This window comes from Psychrobacter sp. NG25, from assembly GCF_015234355.1.
Taxonomy (GTDB): Bacteria; Pseudomonadota; Gammaproteobacteria; order Pseudomonadales; family Moraxellaceae; genus Psychrobacter.
On the sequence record NZ_JADGMV010000003.1, the window covers coordinates 381,368 to 398,650 of the forward strand.

At 42.3% G+C, this 17,283-nt stretch carries 15 protein-coding genes; 8 read left to right on the plus strand and 7 right to left on the minus strand.

What is annotated here, in order from left to right:
* The first annotated feature begins 133 nt into the window (after positions 1 to 133).
* From IPZ60_RS06895 to dcd, 5 genes are all read left to right on the plus strand, one after another.
* Positions 134 to 835 carry a CoA transferase subunit A gene (locus tag IPZ60_RS06895; protein ID WP_194197096.1) on the plus strand — a complete coding sequence of 234 codons (702 nt, stop codon included), beginning with the start codon at positions 134 to 136 and terminating at the stop codon, positions 833 to 835.
* Positions 836 to 938: 103 nt separating this feature from the next.
* Positions 939 to 1,568, plus strand: coding sequence for a 3-oxoacid CoA-transferase subunit B (locus IPZ60_RS06900; RefSeq protein ID WP_194197097.1), 630 nt, complete (start codon positions 939 to 941; stop codon positions 1,566 to 1,568).
* Between the two features lie 157 nt (positions 1,569 to 1,725).
* Positions 1,726 to 2,526 (plus strand): 3-hydroxybutyrate dehydrogenase, encoded by an 801-nt coding sequence (locus IPZ60_RS06905; RefSeq protein ID WP_194197098.1) that lies wholly within the window; start codon positions 1,726 to 1,728, stop codon positions 2,524 to 2,526.
* A gap of 481 nt (positions 2,527 to 3,007) precedes the next feature.
* Complete coding sequence (apbC, locus tag IPZ60_RS06910; protein WP_194197099.1) at positions 3,008 to 4,240, plus strand: iron-sulfur cluster carrier protein ApbC; 1,233 nt, start codon at positions 3,008 to 3,010, stop codon at positions 4,238 to 4,240.
* Between the two features lie 197 nt (positions 4,241 to 4,437).
* On the plus strand, positions 4,438 to 5,013 hold the full coding sequence (gene dcd / locus IPZ60_RS06915) for a dCTP deaminase (protein WP_010199897.1): 576 nt from the start codon (positions 4,438 to 4,440) through the stop codon (positions 5,011 to 5,013).
* Positions 5,014 to 5,094: 81 nt separating this feature from the next.
* On the opposite strand, the gene IPZ60_RS06920 is transcribed toward dcd, so the two are convergent.
* The 6 genes from IPZ60_RS06920 to IPZ60_RS06945 form a co-directional block, all read right to left on the minus strand.
* The gene (locus tag IPZ60_RS06920; protein WP_194197100.1) at positions 5,095 to 5,532 is read right to left on the minus strand and encodes a ClpXP protease specificity-enhancing factor; all 438 of its coding nucleotides are present in this window, start codon (positions 5,530 to 5,532) and stop codon (positions 5,095 to 5,097) included.
* 134 nt (positions 5,533 to 5,666) lie between these two features.
* Positions 5,667 to 6,281 (minus strand): glutathione S-transferase N-terminal domain-containing protein, encoded by a 615-nt coding sequence (locus IPZ60_RS06925; protein ID WP_194197101.1) that lies wholly within the window; start codon positions 6,279 to 6,281, stop codon positions 5,667 to 5,669.
* A gap of 208 nt (positions 6,282 to 6,489) precedes the next feature.
* Positions 6,490 to 7,203 carry a cytochrome c1 gene (locus IPZ60_RS06930; RefSeq protein WP_194197102.1) on the minus strand — a complete coding sequence of 238 codons (714 nt, stop codon included), beginning with the start codon at positions 7,201 to 7,203 and terminating at the stop codon, positions 6,490 to 6,492.
* Positions 7,203 to 8,423: a cytochrome bc complex cytochrome b subunit gene (locus IPZ60_RS06935; RefSeq protein ID WP_370463022.1), complete on the minus strand. Its 1,221-nt coding sequence runs from the start codon at positions 8,421 to 8,423 to the stop codon at positions 7,203 to 7,205. Before IPZ60_RS06935 ends, IPZ60_RS06930 begins: the two co-directional genes overlap by 1 nt.
* A 7-nt stretch (positions 8,424 to 8,430) precedes the next feature.
* Positions 8,431 to 9,015: a ubiquinol-cytochrome c reductase iron-sulfur subunit gene (petA, locus tag IPZ60_RS06940; RefSeq protein ID WP_194197103.1), complete on the minus strand. Its 585-nt coding sequence runs from the start codon at positions 9,013 to 9,015 to the stop codon at positions 8,431 to 8,433.
* Positions 9,016 to 9,487: 472 nt separating this feature from the next.
* Positions 9,488 to 11,437, minus strand: a complete 1,950-nt coding sequence (locus IPZ60_RS06945; RefSeq protein ID WP_194197104.1) for an ATP-binding cassette domain-containing protein — start codon at positions 11,435 to 11,437, stop codon at positions 9,488 to 9,490.
* A 226-nt stretch (positions 11,438 to 11,663) separates the two neighbouring features.
* Here IPZ60_RS06945 and IPZ60_RS06950 point away from each other — a divergent pair, with 226 nt between their 5' ends.
* From IPZ60_RS06950 to IPZ60_RS06960, 3 genes are all read left to right on the plus strand, one after another.
* Positions 11,664 to 11,960 carry a SlyX family protein gene (locus IPZ60_RS06950; protein ID WP_194197105.1) on the plus strand — a complete coding sequence of 99 codons (297 nt, stop codon included), beginning with the start codon at positions 11,664 to 11,666 and terminating at the stop codon, positions 11,958 to 11,960.
* A 209-nt stretch (positions 11,961 to 12,169) separates the two neighbouring features.
* The gene (locus IPZ60_RS06955; protein ID WP_194197106.1) at positions 12,170 to 13,378 is read left to right on the plus strand and encodes an OmpP1/FadL family transporter; all 1,209 of its coding nucleotides are present in this window, start codon (positions 12,170 to 12,172) and stop codon (positions 13,376 to 13,378) included.
* Positions 13,379 to 13,782: 404 nt separating this feature from the next.
* Positions 13,783 to 15,207, plus strand: coding sequence for an outer membrane protein transport protein (locus IPZ60_RS06960; protein WP_194197107.1), 1,425 nt, complete (start codon positions 13,783 to 13,785; stop codon positions 15,205 to 15,207).
* Between the two features lie 564 nt (positions 15,208 to 15,771).
* On the opposite strand, the gene putP is transcribed toward IPZ60_RS06960, so the two are convergent.
* On the minus strand, positions 15,772 to 17,271 hold the full coding sequence (putP, locus tag IPZ60_RS06965; RefSeq protein WP_194197108.1) for a sodium/proline symporter PutP: 1,500 nt from the start codon (positions 17,269 to 17,271) through the stop codon (positions 15,772 to 15,774).
* Positions 17,272 to 17,283 lie beyond the last annotated feature (12 nt).

Here is a 17,283-nt window from a genome sequence, read left to right on the forward strand (position 1 = left end):
GAAAAAATAAGCACTGTCAGATTCACTGTTAGTTTTTATTAAAAGCAACAAGCAAATGAATGCTTGATACATCTAATTCAGCATTAGTTTATGCACGGATTAAAAATATAAATGATAATCATAGGAGACAAACATGAGTCAATCAAAAATATATAGCAGTGCCGAAGAAGCGATAAAAGGCGTCGTAACTGACGGGCAAACACTTGCTATCGGCGGTTTTGGTCTATGCGGTATTCCAGAATCGTTAATCGAAGCATTGCGTGATAGCAAGGTTAAAGGCTTGACCTGTATCAGTAATAACGCTGGTGTCGACGACTTCGGTCTTGGTCTGTTATTGCAGACACGCCAAATCAAAAAAATGATTTCGTCATACGTGGGTGAAAACAAAGAATTTGAGCGCCAGTACTTGGCAGGCGAGTTAGAGGTTGAGCTGACCCCGCAAGGCACATTGGCTGAGAAATTACGCTCAGGTGGTGCAGGTATTCCTGCATTTTATACCGCAACGGGTGTTGGTACACTTGTTGCTGAAGGTAAAGAGACACGTGATTTCGATGGTCGCACTTATGTGTTAGAGCATACACTGCGTGCTGATGTGGCATTGATCAAAGCGCAAAAAGCAGATAAAGCGGGCAATCTAATCTTTAACAAAACAGCTCGCAACTTTAATCCAGATTGCGCAATGGCGGGTAAAATCACCATCGTCGAAGTCGAAGAAATCGTCGAGACAGGCACCTTTGATCCAGATGAAGTGCATCTGCCAGGTATCTTTGTTCAACGTATTGTATTGAATAATAGCCCTGAAAAACGTATCGAAAAAACCACGACTAAAGCTTAATTGTGTTTGAAACTAATAATCAGTTTTTATATTCATGACAGTTTAGATAGCTCATCGTTTAGATAAGTAAAAATAGAATATCGTAAAAAATAAGGAAATCAGCATGGCATGGACAAGAGAGCAAATGGCGCAACGCGCTGCACAGGAATTACAAGACGGCTATTACGTGAACTTAGGCATTGGTCTGCCAACGTTGGTCGCCAACTATATTCCTGAAGGCGTGGATGTGTGGTTACAATCAGAGAACGGCTTACTAGGGATTGGCGAGTTTCCAACAGTAGATAAAGTCGATGCTGACTTGATTAATGCTGGCAAGCAAACGGTCACAGCAGCGCCAGGCTCCAGTTATTTTAGCAGCTCAGAGTCTTTTGCAATGATTCGCGGTGGTCATGTTAATTTGGCGATATTAGGCGCAATGGAAGTATCAGAAAATGGTGATTTGGCCAATTGGATGATTCCAAAAAAGATGGTCAAAGGCATGGGCGGCGCGATGGACTTGGTTGCAGGCGTGCAGCGTGTGATTGTCCTAATGGAACAAGTCAATAAACATGGCGACCCAAAAATTCTGGCCAATTGTGAGCTACCATTGACAGGCAAAGGCGTGGTTGATCGTATCATCACTGAGCTTGCCGTATTAGACGTGACTGACAGCGGGTTAAAATTGGTTGAATTAGCAGATGGTGTTAGCTTTGAAGCGTTACAAGAAAAAACGCCAGTAAACATTATCCAGTAAACTTTGTACAGTAAGCTCTTTACTGTCATGTGACTGTTTTAACATCAATGAGCTTCATCCCTCAGATGAATACGCCACTATAATTATAGTGGCGTATTCATTCAGTTCTATTTTTATAAAATTCAAATAATATTTTAGACCATTATAAGGAATATGTATGGCGACTCAATTACAACAAGATTTGACAGGCAAAGTAGCATTAGTCACTGGCTCTGCAAGTGGTATCGGACGTGACATCGCTGAGACCTATGCAAAAGCAGGAGCAGCAGTTGGTATTGCAGATATTAATCTAGAAGCGGCACAGAAAACCGTTGATGCGATTGAAGCCGCTGGTGGGCGTGCTCTGGCGATTGCCATGGATGTGACGTCAGAAGATGCAGTAAACGACGGTGTGCAGCAACTAGTAGATATCTTTGGCGGTATTGATATTCTCGTCTCCAATGCTGGTATTCAGATCATTGACCCTATTGATAAAATGGCCTTCAGCGATTGGAAGAAAATGCTAAACATCCACTTGGATGGTGCATTTTTGACGACTAAAGCAGCGATTAAGCACATGTATAAAGGCGATAAAGGCGGCACGGTCATTTATATGGGCTCTGCTCATTCGCATGAGGCCTCATTATATAAAGCCCCTTATGTGACCGCCAAGCACGGACTGTTAGGTTTGTGTCGTGTATTGGCCAAAGAAGGTGCAGAGCATAAGGTACGTTCGCATGTAATTTGTCCAGGGTTTGTCAAAACACCTTTGGTAGAAAAACAAATTCCAGAGCAAGCGGCTGAAAAAGGTATCAGTGAAGAGTCTGTCATTAACGATATCATGCTAGTTAACACGGTAGATAAAGAATTTACGACAGTAGAAGACATTGCGCAATTGGCGCTATTTTTAGCGGCTTTCCCAACCAATGTATTCACTGGACAATCTATCGTGGCCAGCCATGGTTGGTTTATGAACTAAGAAATTAGTAACTATTCATTTGATGAAATAGACACTCGATTTCTTTTAGATTCTCGTCAGATTAGCATCTTGTTTTATGCACATGAGAGCCAATTAAATTGGCTCTTTTTTATTGCTTATTCCTGTCTATTTTTTGACTAATAATTGAGCTAATCTAAGGAATAGCTGTTAGCAAATATAGCCTATCGTAAAACATATGTAGCAAAGCTCAGTCCTACTGGCGTTGTGGTTTTTTTATGCTTGTAATTCAGCTACACTATCACGATAAAAGGTCTGGCTAAACGCTCATATATTATATAGTCAATCCTCTATAAATTGGATACGGTGTTAGGCTCGCTTAGTCTACTACTTGTAGCACTTTCACTCGCCTTCCTTGTATTCAAATTATATTGAACCGACTATATGGTTTATCATATCTACTATGGTATTGAACGAGCTGTTTTAGCATACCAACCCACTTGTATAGGCAGTAATGGTCGCTATGTTTAACTTTATGAAGAAAACTCCCACTAATAAACCAGAAACACCAGAGCAGCGGGCGGCTCGAGATAGTGCCGTGGACAAGGTATTGCTTGGTTATGAAGTTGGTATGGTCAGTATTGCGACGATGGTAACGGGTCTCAGTCGCGACGGTGATCAACTCACGTTAGATTTGCGTCTGCCACCAGAGAGTAAGCCTGAAACTATTCAGCAAGAGCTTGGTCAGCTGCTGCATCCGCATGGTATTACGACGATTCATATGAATGTGCGTCTGCCTGCACCAGCGAAAGGTGCTGGTTCAAGCTTACCAAAGAAAATGCCAAAAACGACTGACGCGATGGCATCTCAATCTAAACCATCATCGAACGTTGATAGCAGTGCTAACAATACCGATGCTGAGCCACCGATTACTAAAGCAGCACCGACACAAGCATCGCTTGCGGCACATCCACGTATTCGTCATATTATCGTAGTAGCATCAGGCAAGGGCGGCGTTGGTAAGTCTACAACGACAGTCAATATCGCATTGGCATTACAAAAGCTTGGCAATCGTGTTGGTGTGCTTGATGCTGATATTTATGGTCCTAGTATGCCTACGATGTTGGGCGTCGCCGATGTAAAACCACAACTAGAAAACGAGCAATTCGTACCTGTTGATGCACATGGCATTGCGATGCTGTCTATTGGTAGCTTACTCGATGGCGACAACACACCTGTCGCGTGGCGTGGACCTAAAGCGACCGGTGCTTTGATGCAGCTTTATAATCAAACCAACTGGCCACAGCTAGATTATTTGGTCATTGATATGCCGCCCGGTACTGGCGATATACAACTGACATTGGCACAGCGTATTCCAGTCACCGGAGCTGTGATTGTGACGACACCGCAGCATGTTGCGCTACTGGATGCACAAAAAGGTATCGAGATGTTTAACAAAACCAACATCCCTGTGCTTGGTGTGGTTGAAAACATGGCACTGCATACCTGTAGCAACTGTAACCATACCGAAGCTATTTTTGGTACGGGTGGCGGTGAAAAAATTGCTGAACAATATCATGTGCCATTATTAGGGCAGTTGCCTTTAGCCAGCGGTATTCGTGCACAAGTGGATAAAGGCGAACCAAGTGTATTGGCTGATGATGAGTTTGCGCCATACTATTTGAGCATTGCTAAAAACATTGAAACCAATATTAATAAATTTGCAAAGCCTGTCGATGACAAGCGAATTTTCTGATAGTTATTCAGTGTAGATGTCTCAATCTCAACGCCTAACATTTGGCATGTATGGAATGAAGGTGTTGAGAGTTGTCTAATCATCAATTTGATTTATCAATCTAATGGAGTGGTGGATTTTAAAGTCATCGCTACCCTATAAATTGAGTCATCAATTCCGTATAATCGTCGCTATTAAATATTTGCTAAGGAATAACAATGTCTATCAAATCTGATCGCTGGATTCGTAAAATGGCCGAAGAGCATGGCATGATTGAGCCATTTGAAGCGGGTCAAGTACGCTTTAACGATGCTGGCGAGCGTTTGGTTAGCTATGGTACATCAAGCTATGGCTATGACGTGCGCTGTGCCCCTGAGTTTAAGGTATTCACCAACGTACATTCAGTCGTAGTAGATCCTAAAAACTTCGATGAAAAAAGTTTTATTGATATCGTTGGTGACGAATGTATCATTCCGCCAAACTCATTTGCATTGGCTCGTACCATGGAGTACTTCCGTATTCCACGTGACGTATTGACTATTTGCCTAGGTAAATCAACGTATGCGCGTTGCGGTATTATTGTCAACGTAACGCCGCTTGAGCCTGAGTGGGAAGGGCACGTCACTTTAGAGTTTAGTAATACTACCAATCTACCAGCACGTATCTATGCCGGAGAAGGTGTGGCACAAATGCTGTTTTTCCAAAGTGATGCTGATGACGTTTGTGAGACCAGTTATAAGGATCGTGGTGGTAAATACCAAGGTCAACGCGGTGTGACATTACCAAGAACCTAGATTAGGTCTTAGGCGATACGTAGTACAAAAAAAGGCCAGTCATATTTTATATGACTGGCCTTTTTTATACAGAAAAATCGACTACTTTAAGACTTTTAAGCCGGCTCTGTTATCACGTTTTGGCTTAGGTGCAGCAGTGGGACTTTTCTTAACAGTAACGTCTGAGTCTTCTTCAGGTACATAATTATCATATTCGTTAGGATCAAAGAACATGCCTTGTGAGTTCTCTTTCGCATAGATACCCAATACGGCAGTCAATGGCACCCAAATTTCTTGTGATACACCACCGAAGCGGGCACTGAAGTTAATATAGTCGTTTCCCATACTCATATTACCAGTTGCACGGCTAGCAATATTGAGCACGATACGACCATCTTGCACATGCTCTCTTGGAATCTGTACTTCTTCAGCAGTGGCATCGACCATTAGATACGGGGTCAGGGCATTGTCTTCTATCCACTGATATAGCGCGCGCACCATATAGGGACGTGTTGGGGTAATAGAGGTAGTTTCGCTCATTTGATGATTTCCTATACGAATTATTTTTAATAGTGAACAGATACTTCTTGGAGTAGCTTATTCATTGAAAAAACCTAAATAAATGTTGCTCAGTTTCTATTCTAATAGTTTTTTATTCTAAACCAGCTGTCTAATCAACGCACACTTTTTTGAAAGCTATCGCGTTCAAAGACACGCTTTTGATAATCAAACAATGGGCGACTAATGGCACGAGGCAGTTCTATATTCATCTCTTCAAGTCGCCACAATAACGGTGCTAATAATATGTCACACCAGCCAAACTCATCTGCCATAAAATAAGGCTTATGAGCAAACAAAGGCGACAAGGTAATCAGCGAGTCACTCAGCTGCTTTTTAGCAATTGCTGCTTGTGCTTTATTAAAGCTATCTGGGTGTACGAGTAGGCGCTTACCAAGTGAGAGCCAATCACGCTGAATACGCCACGCTAACTGTCTGAACTGTGCACGCTCTTGTGGGGTATCAGGTAATAGCTTGTTTGTGTGATAACGTTCTTCGAGATATTCAAAGATAACATTGATCTCATAGAGCGCAATCTCACGCTGCTGTAGGACAGGCAAAGTATGATAGGGGTTCAGCTCAGTCAAATCTTCAGGACGCTCAGAGTGTAAACGTGATAAATAGTAAGCGAGCTTTTTTTCTTCAAGTAATAGGCGTACCACATGACTGTCGTAGCCGTCATCAGCGTATAAAATCAGCTGACTACTTGGAATGTCGTTCGCATCAATCATGAAAGCCTAATGTTAATAGTAAAGACTATCATCGTAAACAAAGTTACCCTGATTATCAAGGCAACGTACGTAAACATTGCTTGTGAGCGCTTTATTTGTCTACTTCTTTGGCGATAGCTCTATTATTTGATGGTTTATCAGAACAGAAAAAGGCACTACCGAAGTAGTGCCTAATATTGTGCTTGTCTCTTATGTTTCTACTACTATCTTATTTTACATCTTTCCAGAATTCTTTGTTCAATAAGTAAACTGGGATGAGTAGTACCAATAAGAATAGAATTACAAAGAAACCAATCACTTGACGGTCATGACGAGCAGGTTCGCCCATCCATGCCATAAAGTTAACCAAATCACCAACCTCAGATTCAAATTCTTCTTGGCTCAGTTTTTCTTGCATATTATGCAAAACATGAGGCATTGCAGCATTGGCTAGCACTAAGTTATTAGCGCCCCAAGGACGATTTGGATCTTCATAAAATGATAGCAAGTAAGTATAGACCCAGTCATCGCCGCGTAGTCTGGTTTCAAGTGACAAATCCGGAGGCGCTGCGCCAAACCAAGATGCTTGAACGTCAGAATCGATTTCAGCATCGATATGGTCACCGATTTGATCAGTCGTTACCATTAGATACTTTTCAACAAGCTCAGGCGGTATCTCTAAATCTTGAGCAATACGAGAGTGACGAACATACTCTGCTGAGTGACACCCAGCACAGTAGTTCATAAAGATTTTAGCACCGTTTTGTAGTGAGCCCTTATTGGTAAAATCAATAGGAGCTGTACTACAAGCCAGATGTTCATCAACGCCATCGGCATTAGTGAACGTACCACAGCCACTACCTTCGGCCATTGCGGTACCAGCAGTCAAGGTTAATGCCGCGCCCAAGCCTAGACCAGCTAGGGATTTAATTAGCGTGTTCATTAGTGACCTCCGGTAACGCGTTCTGGTGGCTGTTTACACTTCTCAATAGCAGTGTAGAACGGCATCAATAAGAAGAATAAGAAATACAAGACCGTAAATATACGAGCCATTAAAGTTGCTGTTGGGGTCGTTGGTGTTGCACCCAAGTAGCCTAGTACGACAAAGCTAATAGCGAATACTGTTAAAGCAATCTTAGACAATATGCCTTTATAGCGTATAGAACGTACTGGTGATCTATCCAACCATGGTATCAAGAATAGTACGGCAATTGCAGCACCCATCGCGACCACACCACCTAGCTTATCAGGAACTGCACGTAAAATAGCGTAGAACGGCGTGTAGTACCATACTGGTGCAATATGTGCTGGTGTTTTCAGTGAGTTCGCTGTCTCAAAGTTTGGTGGCTCAAGGAAGAAACCGCCGCCTTCTGGGAAGAAGAATACCACTGCAAAGAAGCAGATGAAGAACACAACAATACCAACCATGTCATGCACAGTGTAGTACGGATGGAATTCGATACCGTCTAATGGCACACCATTTTTATCTTTTAGCTTTTTAATGTCAATGCCATCAGGGTTGTTCGAACCCACGTGATGCAGTGCCACCAAATGCATAAATACTAAGCCTACCAGTACTAATGGAATAGCAACAACGTGTAGAGCAAAGAAACGGTTTAGCGTAATGCCAGAGATAATATAATCACCACGTACCCATTCAGCAAGACCATCGCCGATCACAGGTAGGGCAGCAGGAAGGTTCAAAATAACCTGTGCACCCCAGAATGACATGTTACCCCAAGGTAATAGATAACCAAAGAAGCCTTCTGCCATTAGCGCTAGGTAGATACCCATACCGATGAGCCAAATAAGCTCACGCGGTTTTTGGTATGAACCATATAGTAATGCGCGGAACATATGCAAATATACCACGACGAAGAACGCTGATGCGCCAGTCGAGTGCATATAACGAATGAGCCAACCGCCTTTTACATCACGCATGATATATTCAACAGATGCAAACGCCCCTTCGGCACTTGGGTTATACATCATCGTCAGCCAAATACCAGTCACCAATTGGTTAACCAGTACAATCATTGACAATACGCCAAAGAAGTACCAAAAGTTAAAGTTTTTTGGTGCATAGTACTTTGACATATGGTATTCATAGGTTTCGGTCGCTGGGAAGCGAGCGTCCACCCAATGCATTAACTTTTTACCCATACTCATATTAAGCCTCCCCAACCGTCAAGATGGTACCATCCACGTTGTACTCTGGAATAGGTAAATTAAGCGGTGCTGGAACGCCACTAAAGACGCGACCGGCTAAGTCATATTTAGACCCGTGACATGGGCAGAAAAACCCACCATACCAGTCATTACCACCCAAATCAGCTGCACCAACATCAGGACGATAGTTCGGTGCACAGCCTAGATGCGTACAAACGCCTTCGACGACCAACACAGTTGGTTCTAAAGAGCGAGTAGGATTTTTGCAATATTCAGGCTGTAACGATGCTGCAGACTCAGGATCAGACAATAATGGCTTGACTGACTCTAGTCCTGCAATCATTTCTTCGGTACGTTTAACCACATAGATAGGTTTACCACGGTATTTGACAACAATCATCTGTCCTGCTTCGATAGAACCAATGTCTTGGGTCACTGCAGCCCCTGCAGCCTCAGCTTTAGCGCTTGGATACCAAGAACGGACAAAAGGTGTTGCCACAGCAGCGACTCCAACTGCACCAATCGCGGCAGTTGAGGCAATAAGAACTCTACGGCGTTGTACATTAACGCCTTCGGCTTGGCTCATTAATACTTCCTCCAGGTGAATGAAATGGGATTATCCCACACTGGGTTTGTGACTTATAAAATATATAATATCAAGCCACTTTGGCTATGCCTAATTTTGCTAATTGTTGCTATTCTAAGCTATTTCGGTGATAAAATAAATTATTGCGTTAAAAATAAAGCAACCTTAATAGGATATATTATAAGGTTGAAAGTGATAACCCAAGTAAAGCAGAAGGTTTATCACTATCTGGACTCTGTTTTCTAGCAAGGATTATAAATGCGGATGACCTTATAATTAATAAGGATATTTAGCAATAGCGAATGATACTTGAAATTAAGGTAACTTTCACTATCTAACTGCTTTGTAAGTCGCTATAAACGAATAATCACCACTTTGTACAATCAAGTGGTGATTATTTTGTAATATCTAACGATTTATCACTATAAATGCTCATCAAATGAACACTTATCAAAGAACTTAAAACGAATACTTAACCCTCTAGCGTACTCCAGCGTTCAAGCTTGTTCATCATCTCGTCTTCGATAGTCAAGAGACGCTCACTAGCAGCAGTCGCCGCATCGAAGTCGCTATTGAACCAAGAGCCATCTGCCAGCTTTTCCTGTAGCTGATTTTGTTCAGCTTCTAATGCCGCAATTTCTTTTGGCAAATTGTCTAGTTCACGCTGATCATTATAGTTGAGCTTTTTAGCTGCTTTAGTAGGCTTGGCAGCAACCGCTTGTGCTGACTTATTAGCAGGCTTACTGTTTGCAGCACCATTATTGTTTGATCTGGCTGCTTGTGCGGCTTGCGCACGGTTTTTCTGTACTAGATATTCTTGATAGCCACCGACATACTCGCTGACAGTACCTTTGCCATCTTCATCTTCGCCGAAGACCCATGTTGAGGTAACGACGTTGTCCATGAATGAACGATCATGACTGATGAGCAAAATCGTACCACCAAAGCTGGCGACTGACTCTTCTAGTAGCTCAAGGGTTGCCATATCCAAATCATTGGTCGGCTCATCAAGTACCAGAATGTTGGCAGGTTTCAATAATTGCTTGGCAAGTAGGACGCGGTTACGCTCACCACCAGACAAGGCCTTAACGGGCGTACGTGCACGCTCTGGGGCAAACAAGAAGTCTTGTAAATAGCTCATGATGTGTGTCTTACGACCACCCACTTCTACAAAATCCGAGCCTTCTGAGACGTTTTGCGCCACACTGGCTTCAAGATCTAACTGATCACGTAGCTGGTCGAAGAAAGCGATTTTTAGGTTGGTCCCTAATTCAACACTACCAGATTTTGTGACTTCGTCATCAGACATATCGAGTAGGGCTTTGATAAGGGTGGTTTTACCAGCACCGTTAGGTCCAACAATACCGATTTTATCGCCGCGCATGATAGTCGTCGTAAAGTTTTCAACCAATACATTGCCGTCATACTCAAGATGTAAGTTTTTAACTTTACAGACGAGCTTACCGCTTTTCTCGCCTTGACCCATCGTAATGTTTACATTACCAACTTGCTCACGGCGATCGCTACGCTCTTCACGTAAGGCTTTTAGCTCACGGACACGGCCTTCATTACGGGTACGACGGGCTTTAATACCTTGACGAATCCAAACTTCTTCTTGTGCCAGTTTTTTATCAAAGTTAGCGTTATTCTTTTCTTCAGCCAATAACTGTAGCTCTTTTAGCTCTTGATAGCGTGCGTAGCCACCTTCGCCTTGAGTGACGTCATAGCTGGTCAATTGACCACGATCAAGCTCAATGATGCGAGTCGATAGTTTATTAACGAATGCTCTATCATGCGTGACGAATAACAGTGTCAGACCTTGCCAGTCTAATAAAAAGCGCTCTAACCATTCAATACTATCAACATCCAAATGGTTGGTTGGTTCATCGAGAAGCAGTACATCAGGTTTGGTTACCAACGAGCGTGCTAGTAGTACACGGCGCTTACGGCCACCTGATAATGAAGACAAATCATCGTCTGGGTTGAGCCCCATGGTTTTGATAAGGCGGGTTGCTTCGCGCTCTAGATCCCAGCCATGTACGGCATCGATATCATGTTGCAAATCAGCCATACGCTCGCAGGCATCCATATCGCCATTCGCACATAAGTCAGTTTGGGCGTTATAGTTGATAAGCAGATCGGCCGTGCGGCGGCTGCCACCCATAACGATATCTAAAATACGTCCACTGGTTTCAGGAACGTCTTGTTCTAGCATCGCAACACGTACGCTACTATTGATAATGACTTCGCCACTATCAGGTTGTAATGTGCCGCTAATCAATTTAAATAAAGTGGATTTGCCTTCGCCATTACGGCCAATCAGACAGACGCGCTCGCCTGCTTCGATAGCAAAATCAATGCCATCAAGTACAGGGGCGACGCCAAATGCAAGGTGAATATCTTTTAAATGTATCAGTGCCATAGAATATCTTAAGCTTATATAATAGTGAGGTAGAGGTTGTTGCAGAATTGCTAGCAGTATAACATGCCACTACGTGACTGTAGTGCGTGTAAATAGTTTTATACACACTATTTACACGCACCTGTTTTAAAAGTCTTATTTTTTAATAGCGGTAATATATCGGTTACTCATTTGCTTATTTAACCAATTCTACTAGCTTTATATTTACAATAACTCAGAGAAAGACATGAATCAATCTAACACTCAAGACAATGTTGAAAACGATGCTCAAAAGGATGCTCAAACCGATGACTCAACTGTGCATGCTGAATTACAAACGCAACAAATTATGGACCTGCAAATGAGCATGGCGCATCTTGAGATGACAGTAGAGAGACTCGATGCGGTGATTGCACGGCAAGATAAAGATATTCAGACACTACAACGACAGTTGCAGCTGCTTTATAAGCAAGTGGATAGTCAAGATACAGAAACTGGCATTGCACCATTTGATGTGATGGCAGACAGACCACCTCATTATTGATATATATAAATATTGAACCGCTAATAAAATTATATTCACGTATTTATATAAAGGCACTATATTATGACTATCTGGTCATAATGAAGAAATAATGTATTCTTATAGTTGTTTTAATGTTCGAAAATCATTACTATTCTCCATCTCGGATACTACTTACTCGTCAAAAATGGGTAAAGCAGTAAAACAATGCGGACGTTTGGAGACATATAATGCGCAACACCTTTCATTTAAAAACTCTTACAGTAGCTGTTGCTGCACTTTCTATTACTAGCATTGCTAGTGCTGCTGGTCTTGATCGCTCAGGTCAGGATGTCACCGCATTTTTACAAGATGGCACTTATGCTGAAGCCGTCTATACTTATATCGATGCTGATGTGACAGGCAATGACGTCTCAGGTAATAAAATTGGTGATATTGCAGAATCTTATGATTTCTTTCGTTATGGCGTAAAAGCAGACGTCAATGATACTTTTAGTGTTGGTATCTTATATGACGAGCCTTTTGGTGCAGCGGCTGACTATAGTGGGGAAAACAACTTTGTAGATGCAAGCGGTGAAGGTACAAACGTAGAAGTACGTACCGAAAGCATTACTGCTATTGTTGGTGCTAAATTTGGTGAAAACAAGAACTTCCAAGTATATGGTGGCCCAGTCGCTCAACGTGTACAAGCTGATGTAAAGCTGCGCGGTGCAGCTTATAGTGCTGCTAATGGTTATACGACGCATATTAGTACAGATCAAGAATATGGCTATATTGCTGGTGTTGCATACAGCAAACCTGAAATTGCATTAAAAGCAGCATTGACCTATCGCTCAGAAATCAAGCATACAGCTAATGCTGCTGAAATTTATCCTGTCGTTGATAGTGGTTTGATACCAGCTTCTGCTATATCAGCACTAGGTCTTTCATCAAGTAGAAGTAGTAGTATCGACATTACTACCCCTGAGTCAGTCAACTTTGATTTCCAAACGGGTATTAACCCAACGACTTTAGCGACTGCCAAAGTACGCTGGGTACCATGGAGTGATTTTGCTATCGTACCGTCACTATATAATGGCGTGAGCCAACTTAGTTATGGTCCAGATGGTTTACCATTAGTCAGCTACGATGAAGATCAATGGGTAGTCGAGCTAGGTCTAGCGAAGCGCCTAGCGCCAGCACTAGCTGTCAGTGGTACGGTAGGTTGGGATAGTGGTGCTGGCAACCCTGTGACTTCATTAGGGCCTACTGAAGGCTACTATAGTGCTGGTTTAGGTGCTAAGTATAACGTCACTGAAAACTGGGCAATCTCAGCTGGTGGTAAATACCTGTGGCTTGGTGATGCTGATGGTCAGGTACCAACTGGTGACACTGTTGCTAACTTTGAAAACAACGACGGTTTTGTACTTGGTGTAAAGGTTTCTTACCAAGCGCTATAAGGCATACGTCCCTCATATTGTTGAATGTATAATTTAGCAGCAAAAAAAACGACTCATAATGGGTCGTTTTTTTGTGCGTGCATTACTATTTTTGAAGAAAATAAGCACAGCCTATAGATGCCTTACTACAATCAAATTCTTGTCTAGCTGCTATATCTAAGTAACCCTAACAATGGTTTAAATAATAATCATATCTCAAAAACATATACCAGTATTATATTTATATGCTATTTGTACTGTCCAGTCATAATTGGGAAATAAAGCACTTTAATTGTTGTTTTAGTGTCAAAAAGGCATTAGTATTCAACTTAGGACACGACTTTGATAACCTCAATGTTAAGCGCAGCAATGCTACATATTGATTGTTAAAGTAGTAATACAACAAGGACCGTTGGAGATACACAATGCGCAATCACTTTCATTTGAAAACCCTCGCAGTAGCGATTGCTACTCTTTCTATAGCCAGCGTCACAAATGCAGCTGGTCTCGATCGTTCAGGTCAAGATGTCACCGCCTTTTTCCAAGATGGCACCTATGCTGAAGCCGTTTATACCTACATAGATGCTGATGTGAGTGGTTACGACAGTGCTAATACTAACCCTTCTCAAAATGCTTATGAACGTGGCGACAAGACTGGTGATATTGCTGAAGCTTATGACTTTTTCCGCTATGGTGTAAAAGCTGACATCAATGACACTTTCAGTGTTGGTGTCTTATACGATGAACCTTTTGGTGCGGCTGCTGAATACACTCAAAGTAACTTCGTATCGCAAGGGGATTTGGATGCTTCCATTTCTTCTATCACTGATGGCGCAGCTCCGAGTCTTGCAGCAGCCCAAGCTGGAATCGGTGCACTGGCTGCAGGGGAAACAGCTGGTGTTTTAACCGCAGCACAGCAAGCTCAATTAGATGGGTTGCGTGGAGCAGTGGCAGTAGCACAAGCTGAAGCAAGTACTGCTGGTGAAAATACTAATGTAGAAGTTCGTAGCCAAAGCCTAACAGGTATGCTTGGCATGAAGTTTGGCGCTAACAAAAACTTCCAAATTTATGGCGGCCCAGTGGCACAGCGTATTCAAGCAGAAACCAAACTACGTGGACTGGCTTACGGCCCTGCTAGTGGTTACACCTCAACCAGTAATCCTGATATGGATTATGGTTACATCGCAGGTATTGCCTATAGTAAGCCTGAAATTGCACTAAAAGCGGCGTTGACGTACCGTTCTGAGATTGAACACAATGTAGATATCGCTGAGAGTTACCCGTTAGTAGCTATCAGAGCCGTAGCAGCAGGAGCAACTGTAGAACAGGCTACGGCATTATCAAATAGAGCCAGTAACTATGAGATTACTACACCTAAATCAGTAAACTTTGATTTTCAAACTGGTATCAATCCTACGACACTAGCGACGGCAAAAGTACGTTGGGTACCGTGGAGCGATTTCGTCATTACACCACCACTTTATAATGATACTAGTAAAATAAGTTATGGCCCTGATGGTCTAAACTTGGTTGAGTATACTGATGATCAGTGGGTAGTGGAGCTTGGCCTGGCGAAGCGTGTAGCACCAGCACTAGCAATTAGTGGTACGGTTGGTTGGGACAGTGGCGCTGGTGACCCAACGACCTCACTAGGCCCTGTTGAAGGTTACTATAGCGTTGGTCTTGGCGCTAAATACAATTTAACTGAGAACTGGGCCGTATCAGCTGGTGGTAAATATCTGTGGTTCGGTGATGCAAAAGGACAGTTACCTAGTGATAAACTCGTTGGTGACTTCCAAGACAATGATGGTTTCATCGCGGGTCTAAAAGTTTCCTATCAAGCAAAATAGTATTAACTGATAACTGTTGTGTAGTAAAAAAAGCGACCATCTAAAGGGTCGTTTTTTTATGGCGTTTTTTATATGAACTTTCTTATAAAGAATTTGATAACGAATAATAGGACATGCTGTTCAGTGAAAAAATGCTGATTGCTGCAACCGTTATGAGTAAATATAAGATAAGTGATAAATTACTGTGGTTAGGTAGACTGAAGCTATAGAGGGGGTTTAAGGTAAGCTATAGAGTTTTAGCTTGTATACTATGTGGGGTTATCTGAGAAGTGTATCACTCAGATTGGATACTATAGTGAGCTATTGATGGAATCTTTACATGATAGTCTGCAAGATCAGTTATTCACTGCTTTTAGCCTCTCATAAAGAAGATAGAGATGTTAATACTGTCGTTGTAGTAATTTGGCATTGCCAATATATGGTAGGTACTAAGCGACAAGCTCGAAGTCAGTTGATTTAGGTTTTAGTTACTTTTCACTTTTTTATTAATTGCAGTTAATAAAAAAACCTCGCCATTGTTGGCGAGGTTTTTTTATTGTAGTAAGCTAAAAGTGCTAAACAAAGTTACTTGTTTAGGTTCAGCTCCATCTCTTCGAACTTAGCAGATACTGAAGGTCTTGGACCACCAGTCATGATACTAACAGCAAAGATTGCGATCGTACTTAATACAAAGCCTGGAACGATAGCATATAACCAGCTATTCAATGCCATACCATTCATCTCGAATGGACCATATATCCATAGAATGACGGTCAAAGCACCAATGACCATACCAGCAACCGCACCGTTGCGGTTCATACCACGCCATATCAAGCTAAATATAACCAATGGTCCAAATGCTGCACCAAATCCAGCCCATGCGTTAGATACAAGGCTTAGTACAGAGCTTTCAGGATTAGAGGCAAGTAAGATTGATACTAAAGCAACAGCGACTACAGAAATACGTCCAACCAATACTTGGCGAGCTTCTGGTGCATCTTGATCAAAGAACAATTTGTACACATCTTTGGTTAGTGAGCTTGATACCACCAATAGCTGTGAAGAAATCGTACTCATAATAGCGGCCAAAATAGCGGCTAATAAGAAACCTGATACCAGTGGATGGAATAAAAACTGAGTGAATACTAAAAAGATAGTTTCAGGATCGTCTAGTGTCATCGCAGTTTTTTGTACATAAGCGCGACCAGCAAAACCAGTCATTAATGAACCTACAAGACTAACTACCATCCAGCTCATACCGATATTACGCGCAGTAGGAACGTCTTTCACTGAACGAATCGCCATAAAACGAACAATAATATGTGGCTGACCAAAATAGCCTAAGCCCCATGCCATCAGAGAAATGATACCAATAACTGTCATACCACTAGTAATGTCTAGCAAACTAGGGTCGATGTTTCTAACAGCTGTTGTGGTGGCAGAAATACCACCTAAGTCTGTGAAAGCAACAACTGGTACGATAACCATGGCAAAAAGCATGATAACGCCCTGCACAAAGTCAGTCATGGATACAGCTAAGAAACCACCAAACAAGGTGTATGCGACAACCACGCCTGCAGTGACCCATAGGCCTGTGCTGTAAGAAAGGTTGAGTGAGCTTTCGAATAGTTTACCACCACCTACTAAGCTGGCTGCGGTGTAAACAGTGAAAAACAAGATGATAACCACGGCTGAAATAACCCGTAGCATATGTGATTTATCTTCGAAGCGGTTAGCGAAGTAATCGGGTAGGGTAATAGCGTTATCAGCTACTTCGGTATAAACTCGAAGGCGGGGTGCTACGATGAGATAGTTCAAGAATGCACCAAGTGTCAAACCCAGGGCAATCCAAATACTGACCACACCATCGGCGAACATATAACCAGGTAGGCCAAGTAATAACCAACCTGACATATCTGATGCACCTGCTGACAATGCAGTAACTGCTGGTCCTAAATTACGACCACCCAGCATATAGCCTTCAGTATCATTGGCTTGCTTAAAGTAAGCGTAAATACCAATCCCAATCATCACTAAGAAATAGGCGCCGAGTGATATCAGCACGCCACTAGAAACTCCGTTCATATAAATGATCCT

Coding starts and splice junctions, on each gene's coding strand:
- IPZ60_RS06895 (WP_194197096.1), top strand. CDS start 134: ATGAGTCAATCAAAAATATATAGCAGTGCCGAAGAAGCGATAAAAGGC.
- IPZ60_RS06900 (WP_194197097.1), top strand. CDS start 939: ATGGCATGGACAAGAGAGCAAATGGCGCAACGCGCTGCACAGGAATTA.
- IPZ60_RS06905 (WP_194197098.1), top strand. CDS start 1,726: ATGGCGACTCAATTACAACAAGATTTGACAGGCAAAGTAGCATTAGTC.
- apbC (WP_194197099.1), top strand. CDS start 3,008: ATGTTTAACTTTATGAAGAAAACTCCCACTAATAAACCAGAAACACCA.
- dcd (WP_010199897.1), top strand. CDS start 4,438: ATGTCTATCAAATCTGATCGCTGGATTCGTAAAATGGCCGAAGAGCAT.
- IPZ60_RS06920 (WP_194197100.1), bottom strand. CDS start 5,532: ATGAGCGAAACTACCTCTATTACCCCAACACGTCCCTATATGGTGCGC.
- IPZ60_RS06925 (WP_194197101.1), bottom strand. CDS start 6,281: ATGATTGATGCGAACGACATTCCAAGTAGTCAGCTGATTTTATACGCT.
- IPZ60_RS06930 (WP_194197102.1), bottom strand. CDS start 7,203: ATGAACACGCTAATTAAATCCCTAGCTGGTCTAGGCTTGGGCGCGGCA.
- IPZ60_RS06935 (WP_370463022.1), bottom strand. CDS start 8,423: ATGGGTAAAAAGTTAATGCATTGGGTGGACGCTCGCTTCCCAGCGACC.
- petA (WP_194197103.1), bottom strand. CDS start 9,015: ATGAGCCAAGCCGAAGGCGTTAATGTACAACGCCGTAGAGTTCTTATT.
- IPZ60_RS06945 (WP_194197104.1), bottom strand. CDS start 11,437: ATGGCACTGATACATTTAAAAGATATTCACCTTGCATTTGGCGTCGCC.
- IPZ60_RS06950 (WP_194197105.1), top strand. CDS start 11,664: ATGAATCAATCTAACACTCAAGACAATGTTGAAAACGATGCTCAAAAG.
- IPZ60_RS06955 (WP_194197106.1), top strand. CDS start 12,170: ATGCGCAACACCTTTCATTTAAAAACTCTTACAGTAGCTGTTGCTGCA.
- IPZ60_RS06960 (WP_194197107.1), top strand. CDS start 13,783: ATGCGCAATCACTTTCATTTGAAAACCCTCGCAGTAGCGATTGCTACT.
- putP (WP_194197108.1), bottom strand. CDS start 17,271: ATGAACGGAGTTTCTAGTGGCGTGCTGATATCACTCGGCGCCTATTTC.